This is a genomic window from Sporosarcina sp. E16_8, from assembly GCF_017347095.1.
Lineage (GTDB): Bacteria > Bacillota > Bacilli > Bacillales_A > Planococcaceae > Sporosarcina.
Window position 1 is genome coordinate 1 of record NZ_JADPRZ010000025.1, and the last position, 17,161, is coordinate 17,161.

A 17,161-nucleotide genomic window follows, 5' to 3' on the forward strand; every position below is an offset into this window, starting at 1 on the left:
ATGAAGTATATAAGCTCGCAAAACAAAAACATCCAGAACGATGGGCAGGATCAACACGCAACTGGCGTCCACATGAATCAGTCGCGTTGAATCCGATGAAAGAGAAAATCCGAGTTGAAAAGAGCGGTAAAGAAATCAATTGATATTGACTAAATAGCTAATCTAGGAAGAGAGCAATATGCGACAACTATCTTGACAACCACCGTGACTCACTTCGAAAATTTTATTAATCAAAGTTCATTCCTATTATCTACAAGAAACTATTATTTGTTTCTGCATAAAGATGACTTAGAAGCTCAGGAATATTTATCCCTCTTTCAACAAAGCTTTCAAACTCTTTATTATAAGGATGACTTCATTAAAAAAATTGGGTTTGAATTTTTTCCCGTTTTCTTTATGCTTGATCAAGAAGGAATATTTAAGATTTTCACTCCTCATGAACAAAAATTCCTGTGGGAATTAAAAGAACACGGAATTATCCCAGATATAAATAAAATATAAATAATTTAAACTAGTTACAAACTAAACTTGTGAAAGAAGGTTCTTAGTCAAATGTTGAGGTGTGATTTACACGTCACCCATGATCCTAAATGAATACCGATTTCTTTTTTATGATTAATAAGAATTTTCATTTAAAGTAATAGAAGCGTCTAAAGCCGTAGGCATTGCGCTTAGGGAACTCCATTGAATATAGTTAGAAGAAGTAAATTTCTCACTTGAATTCCCAACAAATTGTCATGATATGGTTTATATGGTACACTTTAAGTAATAATTTCCTATTATATAAAAACAGGAGTAATATATGAAAAGATTGTTATATAATGCTTACTACTCAGTTAAAATTTGCATTCTTTTTTCCTTATTTCCAAGTATATCTTTAATTTTTCTAGCAGCGATCCAAGGTTTTATGCCCGTCATGATAATTGTATTAACTCAAAAGTTAATAGATGAACTAATGAAAATGATAAATGAAGGAACCAATTTCAATAATGTTGCAATAATCTTTTTAATTCAAATTTGTTTATCTTTGGTTTCCTATTTTATAATACAAATTTCCGCAATAGTAAGTGAAAAATTAAGTATAGATGTAAAGTTGAATGTTAAACAAGAAGTAATCCAATTATTTTATAGCATGAAATATAAACATTTTGAAGATCCTAGTATCTATAATATAATTGATCGGATTAAGAACATTGATGCAGAGTTAGTTATATGTTTTAAAAGCTCAATAGAGTTAATAAGAAATATATGTACATTTATTACTATACTGATTTACCTAGCTCAAATTAGCTGGTTATTTATCTTTCTTGTAACTTTTTGTATTATACCTTTATATATAATTCAATTCAAATTAACAAAAGAGAAATACTTAATGAATAGACACTTAACTGAATACTCAAGAAAAGAGTATTATATATCTAATTTATTCCAAAAAAAAGAAACACTAAAAGAATTAAAGTTATTAAATTTAGGAGATTATCTTCTTAATAAATGGAAGCAAAATTTATTATATGAAAGTAAAAAGAAAATAGGGCTTTTGATTAAAGAAAGTAGATATCGATTTATACCAGAAATGATTCTTAGTATATCAGTTGTTATTTCAGGATTATTGTGTATTTACTTTATTAAAATAGGGAAAATAAGTATAGGAAGTTTTGTAGCTGTTCTTCAATCAATTCAAAGTTTTCAAGATACCCTTGAATCAACATCCGTAACAATTTCTAATTTATATTCGAACAGTTTAATTTTAGATGAATATCACCAGTTCAAATTACGATTCAGTACTGATAAGGACTCCCGTAAAAAAATAAAAATTGAAGAAATTAAACAATTGAGGGTAGAGTCCCTTTCCTTTCAATATCCATCTAATCAAAATAAATCCCTTAAAAATATTAATTTTGAAATAACAAAAGGAAAAAAAATAGTTATTGTTGGACCGAATGGCTCAGGAAAGACCTCTTTAATTAAGTGTTTAGTAGGTTTGCTTGACCCATCAGAAGGACAAGTATTTATTAATAATCATAAATTACAGGATTTAGATAAAGATATTTTCTATAGTAAATTATCTGTTTTATTTCAAGATTATGTCCAATATTACTTTTCGGTTAGAGATAATATCGGAATGGGAAATATTCGAGATATTGAAAATCAAGAGAAAATTGAACAAGCTGCGAATAGTGCAGGAATAAGTGATTTTATTGAACAACTTCCTGACAAATACGAAACCGTATTAGGGAAATATTTCAATAAAAGCCAAGATTTATCTGGTGGTCAATGGCAAAAAATAGCAATCGCTAGATTACTAATTAAAAATTCGGATTTACTTATATTAGATGAGCCAACATCGTCATTAGACCCTAACTCAGAATTGCAAGTATTGAAAGAAATATTTGATCATATAGAAAACAAATCCCTTATAATAATTTCTCATAGATTAGGAATTGCACCATTTGCTGATGAAATTCTTTATCTAAAGGACGGTGAAATTATTGAACAAGGTTCCCATTCCTATTTAATGGGTATAGATAAGGATTATGCAAATTTATTTAGAGAACAAGCTAAATTATACACACAAAAAGAAGATGCACATGAAAAAGCCATTGTATTATAACGACAAGAAAGGATAGATAAGCAGAAATAGCTTATCTATTCTTTTCTTTCAGGTTCTATAATATCTCGTTTGTCAATATAAGCAGACGGAAGCTATTTGACGCTTACTCTTCTACAGCTTCCATCACGCCAAAATAAGCTGCAATTAGACAATTCATAGCGAAAGAAAAAAGGTTGCAAAGTGATCTGGCAGACGAAGTGACTGCTGGTCCCACAGAGATTGTGGATAGAAAATGGCTTGTAAAGTTACTCTACAAGCCACTAAATAAAGTGAAAGCAATTTCCCCCGAACAAGTAAAAAACGTTGTTCAAAAGTATCCAATAGTCGGTACATTACTTCGCTTGGTTTGGCGCTTCAAGGAGATTCTTCATTCGGGAGATAAAAAGTTGTTACATACATGGATTTCAGAGGCCGCAGCCCTCGAAATAAATGAATTAACTAGTTTTCTCAATGGCATTAAAAAGGATATAGATGCGGTTGAAAATGCATGTACGCATCCCTATAACAACGGATTAGCTGAAGGTAGCGTAAATAAGTTAAAAACTATCAAACGGATCATGTATGGCAGAAACAGTTTTGAACTTCTACGGAATAAACTATTATTGCTTGAATCTCGTAAATTCAACTAACGTTGGAAAGAACCTATTTGACGCTTACACAAATACGTTGCAAAGGTCTGTACTTCTATGGTTCTTACGACAGTTTGGTGAAGAGCTACGCATCTAGTTATATATATTATGTAACGTTTTTTGAAAATAGTTTCTATAGTCGGTATAGGACTCTCTTTTCTAGAACTAACAAACCGGCTCTTCCGTAAGTCATTCTTTTGATTGATTTTAGTCGATTGACTTGACCTTCGAGTAGTCCATTACTAAAGGGTTGAATGAGGGCGTTTTTAACTGATTGAATGTCGCTTCTCAGACGGACTGCATAATAGTAAAATGGTTGTATTTTACTTGTGAGTTGATCCTTCAACCACATGATTAAACCTTCTACATCGCAATTTTTAATCACATTACGAAAACTTTGGATACATTTATAGACAAACTTTAGTTCAGGATAATCTTCAAATACACGATGTAGATATATCTTTTCATCTGCTTCTAGTTCTCCTAGGAACCCCCACATCCAAAGGCAAACTTTTCTTCTAGCAATGGAAAGTGTTTTCTCCCTAGAGATATTATTTTTCCGATCTTTTCTAATGCTTTCTATATATGTTCGAACACCTGAAAAGGTACCGGCATAGCCTATCTTTTGGATAGCTGCATAGATTCCTTTACGGTATGCCTTTCTATCTCCAACTGTGTCATCAAATTTTCAAAGGGCTCCGTCAAACGGAATCGATGTTTGCGGTTATCAGGTGGATTTTCTATTTTTGAGTACTTTTGAACCGTACGCCAATCGAGATGGTATTCGTTCGCGAGGTATGTGATGTTCTTTCCTTGCTTATATTTTTCCTGAATTTCTTGAATCAATGTCCATTTATTCTTCTGACTGTCATGAATCCTTTGTTCAGCTCTTGTTAACTGGATATTTTCTGTTTTTTCGGTTGCTTATGACCATGAAATCTTAGGTGGTAAAATCGAAGCTACATAGGAGTCAAGTTGCCTTTTTGCATTACGAATAAAATGAAATCGATCATAAACTTGTGTGATAGATGAATCAGCCATGGTAATACCTTGACGAAATCCGCTAAACCCATCGCGACTTACAACCTGTACAAACGGATGTGCCTTAAGCCAATTGGTGATGGTTGCCGGTTGGCGATCAGGTAGAATAGCTAACGGTTCATGGGATCGAAGGTCACATATCAAAGTTCCGTAGGTATGGCCTTTCTTGAAAGCAAAATAATCGAGTCCAAGGAAGGGAGACACCTTAGGACTGATGTTAGTACGCTTAATAATAGAAAGTAATGTATCATGGCTTACTGGAATATGTGCAGCTAATGCCACCTTTTCAGCGGCAAGACAACTCGAAGAGAAAGCCATTTTTCTAAGTACATCGATCGTGCGATTTGTTCGTTTACCATTGGTAGATATTCCTTCAAATCTTTCCGCAAAGATTTTAATCGAACAGTTAGCATGTGTGCAAAACCATTTATTGGCAATAATAATCAGGTAAACTGTCTGATCACTAATCGGCAGATCTTGGACACTCCGAGTATAGCGACTATGGACATTATTACATCTAGCATGACACTGAGGACAACGAGCAGAGGAACGATTACTTTTTACGGTTATAAGTAATGAGTTCCCGACTGAAGACACATGAATCAATTCTAAATGAGGATCGGGTGCTGACCAGGGAATCATGTCTACTCCTCCTTTGGATACTATATTTATCTAATATCCAAAAACAGCTATCACCAAACCACCGTAAGAACCACTTCTATTCTGCATTACACAAAATTACTAATACATGAAGAGGGTCGAAGTAATTTTACAAATGAGGAAGTATCTGACCGTGCAGAAGTATCTTTAAGTACTCTTGAAAGAGGTATTAAACCACTTACAAAGCAAGGAATTGTTGCGAAGAAAAGATTTCGGACATAGTTTTATATACTCTGTTCATTCAAGTAGTTCGCACCAAACCTACGAAGATGAGGAAGAATAGGAAAATTGGATGGACAAACTCAAGAGCGATAACGCTGAATCGGAAGAGAAACGACAAGCTGAACTTCAATCCATAAATTCAAGAAGAATGGAGAGAGATTCACGTTCTATTAAACAACTTGATGATGACGCTGGATTTTCAAAATTAGAGCGTCAAATACTTATACATAAAATTAGAGAACTATAATAATCTGGCTAGTTGTAAAATCAACTTAGCCACCTGAATTTAGACAAAAAAATGGCCATTATATAATTTCGTGTATCATTGAAGTTAGCAGACTAACAATGAGAGGAAGTTTTATAATGGCACACCCACAGAATACCATACAAAAACGTAACTTTAAACACCTTACCTCTTTTGAACGTGGAAAAATTGCCGCGTTACATGGACACGGACATTCGAATCGAGAAATTGCTAGACGCTTGGACCGCGCCCACCAAACGATTGCCAATGAATTAAAGCGTGGAACAACGACACAACTCAAGACTGGAAGAAAGCCCTACAAGGCCTATTTTCCCGAAACAGGGCAGGCTGTGTATGAACACAATAGGAAGAATTGTGGTGCGAAAAGTAAATTGCTGAAAGCCATCGAATTTGTTGATTTTGCTTGTGAAAAAATTATGAATCAAGACTGGTCACCTGATGCAGTGGTTGGATTTTCAAAACAGCAAGACGATTGGAAAAACAAGCCTATGGTGTCCACTAAAACACTTTATAACTACATAGATCAGTGTGTATTGAGCGTTCGAAACATTGATTTACCTTTGAAATTAAGACTGAATACAAAGACGAAACGCGTCCGAAAACATCGTCGAATCTTGGGTACAAGTATTGAAGAACGTCCCCTTGAAATTGAAGACAGAGCGGAATTTGGTCACTGGCAGATTGACACGGTAGAAGGCAAGAAGTCCGACGACAATGCATTACTGACCCTCGTTGAACGTAAAAGTAGATTCTATTACGCAATCAAAATTGATGATCAAGACCACGACTCTGTTGACCATGGTATAAAACAATTACAGAACTTTTATGGAGAACTCTTCCCCAAAGTGTTCAAGACAATTACTTCTGATAATGGAAGTGAGTTCTCCAATTTGACAGCGAGTTTGGAAGGCATCACGGATGTCTATTTCGCACGGCCTTACGCTTCCTATGAAAGAGGCTGCAACGAGCGACATAATGGGCTTCTTAGACGCTACATTCCTAAAGGGAAAGCAATTTCAGATTACTCTAGGAAAACAATAAAACGCATTTATCAGACGCTCAACAACCTACCACGAAAGATTCTAAACTATCAGCAGCCAGCAGTCGTTTTTGAACAAGAATTAGCAAAACTAGTCTAATGTCATAAAATCAAAGCCAAGATCAAAATCCGCTTTCTAGGGTAGATGTAAAACATGCGTATTCATAAATACACTGAAATTTATCTAAGTGGCTAAGTTAATATTGCAATTTGGGACTATAATAATCTTTGCTTTGTTAAAAAATTTGTGAGAGTAGGAGCTTCGGCTCCTACTCTTATTCACCTTTTTTTGCTGTTTTCTTAGGTGCAACTGGTTTATTTACGAGAAAAAACAACATCATAAATCATAATTAATGTCGATTATTGTCGCAAAAAAGGGAAATATTAAAATTTTTAATGAAAACAATATGGTATAATGTGTATATGGTGATAAATGTTGGATTTAGGAGACGCTTGATAAAGATTGGGGTGGAAGTTAATAATCATCTCTATAATCGATATTTAACAGCAAATTTGAAAAAAGGTTGTGACAGTTTGTGCTAAAAAAAATTACAGCTTTATTCCTTATGACTACCCTATTATTTTTAGGTTATAATGATCATTCTGCTCAAGCTGAATATGATTATCCTGTTCAAGCTGTAGGTGATTATCCTGTTCAAGCTGTAGGTGATAATTCTGTTCAAGCTGTAGGTGATAATTCTGTTCTAGCTGCTTCCTCATGCTATAAAAAGGTTATTTTATATGGTGGGTGGAAGAGGATAGATGTAGCGCCGTATAACGTCAATATAAAGTATATTTATTCTCAAAGAGGAGCTTATAACTATAGTACTAGAATAAGCAATGCAGCTCGGACATGGCAGAATGCATTTCCAAATATTTTTAAGTTTTCTCAAGTTAGTAGTGGGAATAATTTACTAATTTCTAGTGATGACTATGGAAATGTACCGTGGGTAGGGCTTACAGATAAAAACAGCAATCCTAAAAAAATACAATTGAACGATTGGCATTATGATAATACTGTTTGGTTTGACCATACTGTATATGAAAATGTCGCTCTTCACGAATTGGGGCATACACATGGTTTAGATCACCCGTCTGCTTCTTGTGTGAATGAAGTGATGAGTGATTCATCTCAGAGAGATTGGTACCAAGTGCACCTTGGTGAAGGGGATAAAGCAGGAATAAAGGACATCTACTAGGAGGAGATAATACAATGAAATTAAAACCAATCTACTTAATATGTTTAGCACTGCTTATTACTGGATGTGGTGTGAATAATGAAAAAGTTGCAAGCACCTCTGAGGTTACAAATAAAAATAATGCTGCAATAGAAGTATCTAAAGTTTCGAACGACTACAATTATTTGTTATTCCATAATGTTTCTACAATAGATGATTTGGCAGAAGTTTCTCCAATTGTCATAACTGCAAAAGGTTCAGGCGTATCTGAAGAATTTATGTATAAAGACTTGTCTTTTTATAAGACTCGAGTGAAAATGAATGATATATTTAGAGATGAATTCAATAATCTAGATAAAGATCTGGAAATTACTATTTTGCAGAATGATGGAGATATGGATCCTAAGATCCAAAATAATGAAACAGTGTTGTTATTTCTTGAGAAATACGAAGGGCCGATTATCGAAGATGCATACGTAATTATCGGCATGAAACAAGGACAGTTTAAATACAATAATGATGGTACAATTATGTCTAAAGCAAATGATTTTGAGCTTTCAAGAAATACTAAAAATGATAATCTGAAATCTGTAGAGTCAGCTCTTGAAAAAGTCCCGTATGTAAATCAAAAAAGAAAACCAAGAACAAAAGAAGAGATTGAGGCTCTTAATAAAGCGGAAGAACAATTACCGGAAAGTAAAGATGATATAAATAATTGAGGGTATTAGTTCTAGAGAATATTATTTTTAGAAGCGTATTTTAATCTATGAAATATTAAGTTGAGACGAAGGTCACTCCTCCAAAGGAATGGCCTTTTCTTAATTGTTTAGTGCAGGATTTTGTTATTATTTTTTTTAGAAATAATAAATTTGAAGCGTAAGCCCGAACTATAAAAAAAGCACACTTTTTTGGCGTGCTGTGTAGTGCATGACAAATAGCCGTCTATGACGATCGAAGTAGCGTTACTAGAAATAACTTAGGATAATGACTCGTTCAACTAACGGACGCGATTGTTGTAGATACAGAAGCCTAATTCCTTGCTTAAGAGAAGAAGGAATTAGGTCTTTTTTATAAATCATTTTTTTAACAATATACAGATATTAAATGCCTTAGCAAGAACCGGGTGCATATGCTAATCAGCGTAAAAAGATAACAGAAATGATACATACACTTAGGGGGTATTCAATGATTAACAAAACACAAGTCTAATTTGTTTAGACTTTCTTGTCCTAGTTCATTATTTAACTAAAGGGGAAGGGGATGTATTTCGATTTTAACTTTACACTAAATTCAAATTTAGCCGATATTGGATATTTTTAATAAACGATGGTATAATTTTCTGTACCTGTTATTGGATAAGGTGTAGCTTCGCTATAAATCAAGCTCAACAGACTTTTTAATTTTCTTATCCTTTTACAGTCATTTTACTCATAAATTTTTGTTGGGAGGACATTAACAATGAAAAAATTGTTAGATATGCTTGATTCGATAAGTATCCATATAGACTCTTCGTTATAATATCGGGAATCGCAATAGTATTAATTTTTGCATTTTTATTTATCGCAGACCCAATTGAACAGTATCTTGAAGGAAGAAAGGAATCTAATGGACTATAATGATTTTTTAAGATTAGAAAAAGAGGTAGAAAAAGAAATTATTTTGGAAGATTATCTTCATGAGGATTATCGTTTTCAAACTATAACCTCAATTTATTTGATAGCATTCAGCCTTATATATTTAATTCAAAATCAAGAATTGGCAATAATAATAGCTTTTTCAATCGCAACCACATTATTGATTACAACGTATATAGAAATGAAAAAATCCGAAAGATGGTTTCATAAAATGATTGGAACTGTTTCTTTTGGAGTTATAGTCGCTGTATTAAGTTTTGTAATAATATCTGTTCTAAGTCTATTCCCAACTCAAGCTAATTTAACGTATGCTGTGGTAGTGTGCGTATCTATTATGTTCGGTTTTTTATCAGCAATTAGATCTTTTTTTGTTTCCCTCCCCTATTCAAAACCTAATAAAATACTAGTTATTGTCTCTAATAAAGTATATCTATTTTTAGTTATCTCTATTACGTGGATATATATACTATGGGCAAATTATGATGTTAATGCCATTATTAATGCTTTTAATGAATTGAAATCTAATGAAGAAGATATTATTGGAAGAATAAGTACATCTGCTACAGTTTTACCTTTAGGTGTATTCATTATGTACAATATTAAGAAGAAAATCCTCAATAAAAAATTTAATGACACAATCTCTTTTAAAAAGAGAATAGACAGTCTAATGAATCGAAATAAATGACAGCAAAATCCACTCAATATCTCCTAAAATAAGTGAGGTTATATCCGTGAACGATGATAATGATTTTAAAAGAAAACCCATTCGTGGTTCCCGTTTGAAAAATATTACTACTGTTAGTCCGCCCCCTAAAAAAAAATATGTTCCACCTGTAATTGTCTCTGAAGTGACTGAATCCATCGATGATATAAAAAAAACAATTTCGCCTGGCACTACAAAGAATTATTGGGCCTGGATTGGAGGGGTTATGATATCAATATTATCTGTCGCCGTAGGAATGATGTCAGTTTACCAAATCGGTTATTCGAATGGAGAAAAAGAAGAACGAAAATCTCAACCAAAAGTGATTGCGCGGCTAGAAGATGACTTGAAAAGATCCAATGAAATAAATATAGACCTACAATCTGAATTCAATGTATCGAATGCAAAGTTAGAAATGACCGAGCACTCGCTTGCGAAAGCACAGGAACTCACGGAAGCAGCCAGCGAAAGCACGGTATTGGAGGATGTGAACAACTTGCCTATACAAGGACCACTAAGTCAGGAAATAAAAGAAGGTAATTCATTTACATTTTATGAAGCTCTAACTGTTTCTGTAGTAGAAATTGATTTTACAAAAGATCTCATCCATCATATTTCAATAAAGCTGAGTGCTTTGAAGAATGAACCGATTGCTTATACAGAATTAACTGTTGGTGATACACGAACATTTCCTTTAGAAGATACTACGTATGAAATATTAATTTCCGCTGTAAGCACCAGTTCTGTAGATGTGACAGTAAATCGATACTAATTTCCCATTATCAGCTAAAATTACATTTAGCTTACATTTGATTATTATTGACCAAAGGAGGATATTCATTGCCGGCCCCAACTAGAAAGACCATTTTAGCTGAACAACATATTGAACGAGCTATTGAGCATCTTCCCTTCTATGTAGTGGAATTTGTACGTGCCAAGAAACGCGCACGACTCTCCCCTGGCACGATTAGCGGTTATCTGCATGATTATAAGAAATTCTTCGATTGGCTGCGTACAGAAGGTTTGACGAACATTGAAAGCAATGCGGATATCCCCTTCGCTGTTCTTGAGACATTACGAAAGAAAGATGTTGAATATTTCGTCGAAATGATAATGGAAGAGAAAATTGAAAAACGAAAAGATGTATTCGTTACTCGTTCTGAGGCAAGTGCGTCACGATTTATTCAGTCACTCAAATCCCTATTTAACTACTTAACTACTGAGAGTGAAAACGATGAAGGTGAATGCTACTTTTACCGCAATGTATTTGCTAAGATAAAAACACCAAAAAAATCTGAGTCAATAGCCCGACGTGCGAAACGAATAAGCTCGCAGATATTGGATAAAAACGAAATGGACGGCTTGCTAAATTTCGTAAAATATGACTACGAGAAGGAACTCTCCCCTCGTCAACTCTCTCGATTTTACCGTGATCGTATTCGTGACGTAGCCATCATATCTCTGTTTCAAGGCAGTGGTATCCGTGTAAATGAATTGGCCGGCTTGCAAGTCACAGATGTCGATTATCGTAAAGGGGATATTAACGCGTTACGAAAAGGAAATAAGCTAGATACAGTAAGTATTACCCCTTCCGCTATGAAGGACTTGAAAAAATACCTTGATGAGCGAGACGTGTTATACAAACCGGACCCTAAGAATCTATTTGTCTTTTTAACCAAGTACGCTGGACAAGCTAATCCGATAGCAGTTGAGACTATTCAAAAGTTAATTGGTAAGTATTCGCAAGCCTTTCTCTTGGGTAAGCGTCTAAGCCCCCATAAGTTGCGTCATTCGTTTTCTAAGAAATGGTTGGATGAAGGTGGTAGTTTGGTTGGCCTTCGTGATCAGCTCGGACATAACACAATTGAGACAACAGTTTTATATACAAATTTATCACAAGAAGAGCAACGTGAAATACTTAAAAAAATGGATAAGTCTTCAGGTAATTAATAACAATTGAATATAAGCGTAAAATAATCCACACTTAGACAGTATGGATTATTTTACGCTTACCTTTAATCAATTTCATATCTCTGAGCCCTTACGGCTCTTAGGATAAAAAGAAAAGAAAATAGAGCACCTCCCCAAATCCTGTATAATGAGAGTTCTGACACACACATTAACAGACTGGAGAAATGCTCTATGCCTATTATACGACAAGTAAGCCTGTTTAACATGCAAGTTTTATCGCTTAATTACTCTGCGATGATCTATTCATTGATCATTCGAATCACCGAGCGTATTCCTTTTATTAAAGACTTAGTAAAACGTCTCTCTACAGACTTACGATTTAAAGTTGATTGTGGGTTCTTGGTATCAGATGAAATCCCATCCGAAGCTTCTTATTCACGTATGATCACATTGATTAGCGAATCTGATGCGTTAGAAATTGTTCAAGGAAGCCTACTTCTTCAGGCGATATCAGAAGGTTCCGTCTCAGATGAAACGATAGCCATTGATGCAACGCATGTAGAAGCACGTGTTCGCGCTCCATGTAAATCAGATAAGGTTGAAAAAGAACCCGGAAATTGGTACTATTTTCTATTGTGGTTTTTTGTATAAAGTCTAAATCGTGGTCATAATGCTCTACAATATGTTCAAACACATTACGTATAATTGATAACTGGCAAATTCACCACGGTTCCTCTTTTATGGTGAACTTTTACTAAGAAATCAGATACCGAGACTTTTTCACTATTATCGATGGGACCTTTCTCACATTATCTCCTCCCCTTCTACAAGACTACTATAAAAGGTGGAAATCTATTAAATATTGCTCGTATGTATTGGGGGTGGTAAGAGGGGTTATGTCGCATGCCCCCCTCTTACCACCCCCTCATATATACTAACTTCGCATGACATAGTTGTATATATAATACTATGACATCTAAATTATTTAATTTATTTTCTTTAATTCGATAGTTTCTTCCTTTTCTCCCCATGTAATGGAAACTTTAAAGGAATCATCTTTAACACCTGGACGAGTTTCACTCAAACAACTTGATGATGAATGATTAGCTTCACTATTTTCGTCCAATATAAGGTTCAATTCGCAACCGGCATCATTAATGGATTTCGAAGAAAATGTTAGTTCTTTTTGAATATCTTCCCCAAGATATCGAATATCGATATCTTGTATTCCTATTTCATCTTGGTTTTGGTTTATTTTATAAACTATTTTCCAATTATCTGTCGATCCTTCATAGAGTGATTTTTTTTCTGCACAGCCTACTAAAAATAATATAACTAGTAGTAAACAAAATAGTAAATTATAATTCCGCTTCCGCTCCATTTTCATTCAACACCTTTTGGAAGTTCTGCTTTCCGATAAATTTTTAAAATGTCATATTATGGTCAAATTCAAATACCCAATTACTAGAACCCCTAGTAAGCGTCACTTTCGGTTTAGCTCCAAATATCGAACTACCTCCTCTAAAAATTGAAACCCACCCATAGGAAGCTACGTTAATATCATAAGAGTGCGAAACACTTTCAGTCTTAGTAGGATTAACTAACCCACCACCTCCTATAGGATAACCAAGTTGATTTAATTTTACACTTCTATTAGAGAAAGTTATACCTGAAGTCAAAGCCTGCCATGTTCCAGTTTGCCTGCTCCATTTATAATATTGGTTACCAGAATCATCCGTTACTACTGTATAGTGCATAGTTGTTATTCCAGTTGCGGAAAATGTTGAGTCACTTTTGTCACCACTAGTCGAAGTACCTCCTGCTGCGAGAGTACCAGCTGTTGCTTCTAAATCATCTTCAGTAATAGGTACAAAATAAGTAGTTGCATAACTTGTTATTTCGTTCCCATCAGCGTCAATAATTTTTTCCAATAATTCAGTCGTTTCTAAAATGTCAATTTCAATTGACCTATCTTTTTCTACACTATTTAATACACCTTTCTGTTTAATATTATTAATTCTTTTGTCTGTTACCCCTTTCTTTGCTCTTTCAAACAATAATTGATTATCTTCAATTTTTTCTTTTTTATAAACTGTTACACCTCCCTCTGAAAAGTTACTTGCATAAGATTTTTCCGTATTAACTAGAAAAATAGCGAGAAATAATGAACCTAGCAAAATCAATTTCTTCATCTTCAACACCCCTTTTTTTAATTAAGGTTAATTTCATCAATAAACCTTATATACAAAACATACACTAAAATACAAATAATAACAATATTTTTTCATAATTATTAAAATATTCCATATCATTAGTTAATTTAGACAAATATAGCCATATTATTCAAGAAGTATATATATAAATACATCTCAGGTATTTCGCTTTGGAAAAGTGGAGCAGTTAGTACATCATTTGTACGAATAGCAGTTATAATTTCTCCGTAAATCGCTTCCCCTTTCCTTCTTCTCCTTCAGTTAATACACAAAACAACGCAATTTTTTCTAGCGGAAGGGGTAATACTGACTGTATCTAGCTTATTTCCTTTACGTAACGCGTTAATATCTCCTTTACGATAATCGACATCTGTGACTTGCAAGCCGGCCAATTCATTCACGCGTATACCGCTGCCTTGAAACAGAGATATATTGCGGTAATGAATGTTGTAGAAGATTTACACCAAGTAAATGCAAATAATATCGGCTGGTTTTCAAATTCGCAACATTGTTGTGACCTCCTTACCTCACCGAGAGCTAATCGAATCTATGTTAGGGGGAACGAAATGTGCTAGCCATCAGCAGGTTACTCATAGCTGCTCCAACAGAATATAAACCAGACTCCAAGAATCTATTTGTCTTCTTAACCAAGTACGCTGGACAAGCCAATCCTATAGCAGTGGAGACCATTCAAAAGTTGATCGGTAAGTATTCACAAACCTTTCTCTCAGGTAAGTGTCTAAGCCCTCATAAGCTGCGCCATTCGTTTTCCAAGAAATGGTTGGATGAAGGCGGCAGCTTGGTCGGACTACGTGACCAATTAGGGCACAACACCATCGCAACGACTGTTCTATACACGAATTTATCACAAGAAGAACAGAGAGAGATTCTCAAAAAAATGGATGATTCCCCCAGAATGAGTGATCATACTGAATAGATAAAATGAACTTTAGTACGCTGTTGTATTAATACCATCTGTCTAGTGACAATAATGTTGTTTAAAAGTGTGATTTAAAGACACACAAAGGAGGAGATAACCCGATTAAGAATAGGGTACTAGTATATGGTTACAACAAATTTATTGTCACTAAACAACAACATTCGCATTTAATATTTAAGGTTCAGAAAAAAATATTGACCACAATTTTCGAATAAAGCAAAACACCTAACGTTGTCACCTCCTTTCAAATAATTCGGTTGTTTCTTATTTCATTTATACCAATCAAATTTAATCAGTTAAATACGGATGCTGTTATTTATACCTTCGAATTGAAAAGCACCTTTTAATGTCGACAAAAATAAGTCGACTTAAAAGGTGCTTCCCTCTAAGGAGTGATCCGTAATATACTGTGCTAACGCTCCTGCCCTCATGGGTCTTGCTTCCAAATAGCCTTGATATGTATCGCACCCAAGACTTATATAAAACTCTTTTTGTTTCACATTTTCTATTCCTTCTATTATTATATTCAACTTTAGAGACTGAGCCATTTCTACAGTCTTTTTTATAAAAGATGTATATTTTGGTTGATCAATATAGCTTGTGAAAAACTGGTCCAACTTTACACCCTCTACTACTAAACTTAGCAAGTAACTAATAAAAGAACACCCTCCGAAGTCATCAATATATATCTTGTGTCCCCTATTCTGAAGCTTCCGGATAAAATGGTACTGCTACCGAAGAAACAATGCTCCATCTTCTCGCGAAGCAAATACTATCAATGATATTTTTTTTCCACTATTTTTTTGATTTCAATATAATTTTGAAGAGAGCCTTTCTCCCTTGTTAGGATTTCACTATCTACTACTTCTTTATAAGTAGCCTCATCATTAGTTATCACTTCAGGGTTCCAATTTGACTTAATTGGTATCTTTCCATATAGCTCTGACACCGGTAAAAATGAACTATTTTCGTCTTTAGATAGTTTATATCCCTTTGGACTTTTGAGAGACTGAAGAAAGAGTATATATTCCCTCCCCTCTTGCATAAGCTGATAACCGCCAGTTGAGTAGCTTCCGGTATTTGGATTATCCATGTATGGCCAGAAAAATGCAGGTTCATATAGAAGAATTTCATTAGTATGTAATTTCCCTTTTAAGACTTCTTCAACATAAACTTTTGTTAGCGTAGCTCTTGTAACTTTTTCACGTACGTTAATCATTTTTGCTTTAATAACTAATTCGGATGCATCTACTAACTCTTCGAAATTTGTTAAATTATTCTCGAAATATGGATTATCCTTAATATCAGTATATAAACCCACATTATAACCATAATAATTTTCAATATTATCAATGGACAAATCATCTACAAAAGATCCTTTTGTAACAAGACTCACTCCTACTGCACTCAAAACAACTACTGCAATAATAGCAATGAATATTTTATTTTTCATCTTTGTAACTCCTTTTTCATATCAATACAGCTTCCTTAATTTTTCCACTATCCATTTGATACGTCACATCTGCGAGTAGTCTAATATCATCTTTATTGTGACTAGCTATTAGTACGATTGCTCCTCGCTCTTTTTCTCTAACAAGAATATCGCGAACGAGTTCAACAGCTTCCTCATCTAATGCGTTTGTTGGTTCGTCAAAAACGATTAAATCTGGTTTTTCCATAATGCCTTGAGCAACAGCCAGTCTCTGACGCATACCAAGAGAATATTTTTTAACAGGCCTTTTATCATCAGGGTCTAAACCAACGCTAATGAGCGAGTCACGAATATCTTTCGTAGACGCCTTTTTTTGAATACTAGCCAACATTCTTAAATTTTCTGTTCCACTAAATTCATTCCAAAAAGCAGGTGTTTCAATAATAACCCCTACGCTCGGTGGAAATGAGATGTCTTTATGTAGTCGTAAATTGTTATAGTAAACAGATCCAGTAGTCGGTTTTAAAAGCCCACAAATAACTCGAAATAACATTGTTTTCCCAGATCCATTACGCCCAAAGATTCCATAGATTTTCCCGCTCTCAAATTCAATAGAAACATTAGTTAACACGTTTTCATTTTTAATTTGTTTAGTAACATTGTCTAAAAATACCTTATTCATA

18 protein-coding genes and 1 pseudogene are annotated in these 17,161 nt (G+C 34.2%); 12 read left to right on the forward strand and 7 right to left on the reverse strand.

All coding sequences use genetic code 11. The features are described 5' to 3' along the window. Nucleotides 1-267: 267 nt before the first annotated feature. The 3 genes from I2484_RS13735 (at nucleotide 268) to I2484_RS13745 (ending at nucleotide 3,240) form a co-directional block, all read left to right on the forward strand. Nucleotides 268-501 carry a hypothetical protein gene (locus I2484_RS13735; RefSeq protein ID WP_207151612.1) on the forward strand — a complete coding sequence of 78 codons (234 nt, stop codon included), beginning with the start codon at nucleotides 268-270 and terminating at the stop codon, nucleotides 499-501. A gap of 301 nt (nucleotides 502-802) precedes the next feature. Next, nucleotides 803-2,611 (forward strand): ABC transporter ATP-binding protein, encoded by a 1,809-nt coding sequence (locus tag I2484_RS13740; protein ID WP_207151613.1) that lies wholly within the window; start codon nucleotides 803-805, stop codon nucleotides 2,609-2,611. Nucleotides 2,612-2,784: 173 nt separating this feature from the next. After that, nucleotides 2,785-3,240 carry a transposase gene (locus I2484_RS13745; RefSeq protein WP_207151614.1) on the forward strand — a complete coding sequence of 152 codons (456 nt, stop codon included), beginning with the start codon at nucleotides 2,785-2,787 and terminating at the stop codon, nucleotides 3,238-3,240. Between the two features lie 133 nt (nucleotides 3,241-3,373). On the opposite strand, the gene I2484_RS22010 is transcribed toward I2484_RS13745, so the two are convergent. Beyond that, on the reverse strand, nucleotides 3,374-3,883 hold the full coding sequence (locus I2484_RS22010) for a transposase (protein ID WP_207151656.1): 510 nt from the start codon (nucleotides 3,881-3,883) through the stop codon (nucleotides 3,374-3,376). A 281-nt stretch (nucleotides 3,884-4,164) separates the two neighbouring features. Then, the gene (locus tag I2484_RS21540) at nucleotides 4,165-4,923 is read right to left on the reverse strand and encodes a transposase (RefSeq protein ID WP_255550516.1); all 759 of its coding nucleotides are present in this window, start codon (nucleotides 4,921-4,923) and stop codon (nucleotides 4,165-4,167) included. Between the two features lie 310 nt (nucleotides 4,924-5,233). On the opposite strand from I2484_RS21540, the gene I2484_RS13765 reads away from it, so the two are divergent. The 8 genes and pseudogenes from I2484_RS13765 to I2484_RS13800 form a co-directional block, all read left to right on the forward strand. After that, nucleotides 5,234-5,410: a hypothetical protein gene (locus I2484_RS13765; protein WP_207151615.1), complete on the forward strand. Its 177-nt coding sequence runs from the start codon at nucleotides 5,234-5,236 to the stop codon at nucleotides 5,408-5,410. A gap of 113 nt (nucleotides 5,411-5,523) precedes the next feature. Continuing rightward, nucleotides 5,524-6,567, forward strand: coding sequence for an IS30 family transposase (locus tag I2484_RS13770; protein ID WP_481886358.1), 1,044 nt, complete (start codon nucleotides 5,524-5,526; stop codon nucleotides 6,565-6,567). A 436-nt stretch (nucleotides 6,568-7,003) separates the two neighbouring features. Further along, the gene (locus I2484_RS13775) at nucleotides 7,004-7,666 is read left to right on the forward strand and encodes a matrixin family metalloprotease (protein WP_207151617.1); all 663 of its coding nucleotides are present in this window, start codon (nucleotides 7,004-7,006) and stop codon (nucleotides 7,664-7,666) included. A gap of 14 nt (nucleotides 7,667-7,680) precedes the next feature. Further along, nucleotides 7,681-8,364 (forward strand): hypothetical protein, encoded by a 684-nt coding sequence (locus I2484_RS13780; protein WP_207151618.1) that lies wholly within the window; start codon nucleotides 7,681-7,683, stop codon nucleotides 8,362-8,364. An 886-nt stretch (nucleotides 8,365-9,250) separates the two neighbouring features. Then, complete coding sequence (locus I2484_RS13785; protein ID WP_207151619.1) at nucleotides 9,251-9,964, forward strand: hypothetical protein; 714 nt, start codon at nucleotides 9,251-9,253, stop codon at nucleotides 9,962-9,964. A 46-nt stretch (nucleotides 9,965-10,010) separates the two neighbouring features. Continuing rightward, nucleotides 10,011-10,754, forward strand: coding sequence for a hypothetical protein (locus I2484_RS13790; RefSeq protein WP_207151620.1), 744 nt, complete (start codon nucleotides 10,011-10,013; stop codon nucleotides 10,752-10,754). A gap of 68 nt (nucleotides 10,755-10,822) precedes the next feature. Next, nucleotides 10,823-11,932 carry a tyrosine recombinase XerS gene (gene xerS / locus I2484_RS13795; protein WP_207151621.1) on the forward strand — a complete coding sequence of 370 codons (1,110 nt, stop codon included), beginning with the start codon at nucleotides 10,823-10,825 and terminating at the stop codon, nucleotides 11,930-11,932. Between the two features lie 237 nt (nucleotides 11,933-12,169). After that, a pseudogene (locus tag I2484_RS13800) lies at nucleotides 12,170-12,505 on the forward strand (IS5/IS1182 family transposase); the annotation flags it as partial. A 373-nt stretch (nucleotides 12,506-12,878) separates the two neighbouring features. Here the strand turns inward: I2484_RS13800 and I2484_RS13805 are convergent. Together I2484_RS13805 and I2484_RS13810 are read right to left on the reverse strand one after the other, a co-directional pair. After that, nucleotides 12,879-13,274: a hypothetical protein gene (locus I2484_RS13805; RefSeq protein WP_207151623.1), complete on the reverse strand. Its 396-nt coding sequence runs from the start codon at nucleotides 13,272-13,274 to the stop codon at nucleotides 12,879-12,881. 43 nt (nucleotides 13,275-13,317) lie between these two features. Next, nucleotides 13,318-14,085 (reverse strand): hypothetical protein, encoded by a 768-nt coding sequence (locus tag I2484_RS13810; protein WP_207151624.1) that lies wholly within the window; start codon nucleotides 14,083-14,085, stop codon nucleotides 13,318-13,320. 589 nt (nucleotides 14,086-14,674) lie between these two features. Between I2484_RS13810 and I2484_RS13815 the strand changes: the two genes are divergently transcribed. Beyond that, on the forward strand, nucleotides 14,675-15,043 hold the full coding sequence (locus I2484_RS13815; RefSeq protein WP_207151625.1) for a tyrosine-type recombinase/integrase: 369 nt from the start codon (nucleotides 14,675-14,677) through the stop codon (nucleotides 15,041-15,043). Nucleotides 15,044-15,414: 371 nt separating this feature from the next. Here I2484_RS13815 and I2484_RS13820 read toward each other — a convergent pair whose 3' ends face one another. From I2484_RS13820 to I2484_RS13830, 3 genes are read right to left on the reverse strand one after another with little or no spacing between them, the layout of a single operon-like run. Beyond that, on the reverse strand, nucleotides 15,415-15,765 hold the full coding sequence (locus I2484_RS13820; RefSeq protein WP_207151658.1) for an EAL domain-containing protein: 351 nt from the start codon (nucleotides 15,763-15,765) through the stop codon (nucleotides 15,415-15,417). A 56-nt stretch (nucleotides 15,766-15,821) separates the two neighbouring features. Beyond that, nucleotides 15,822-16,499, reverse strand: a complete 678-nt coding sequence (locus I2484_RS13825; RefSeq protein ID WP_207151626.1) for a hypothetical protein — start codon at nucleotides 16,497-16,499, stop codon at nucleotides 15,822-15,824. A 16-nt stretch (nucleotides 16,500-16,515) separates the two neighbouring features. Continuing rightward, nucleotides 16,516-17,160: an ABC transporter ATP-binding protein gene (locus I2484_RS13830; protein WP_207151627.1), complete on the reverse strand. Its 645-nt coding sequence runs from the start codon at nucleotides 17,158-17,160 to the stop codon at nucleotides 16,516-16,518. Nucleotide 17,161 lies beyond the last annotated feature (1 nt).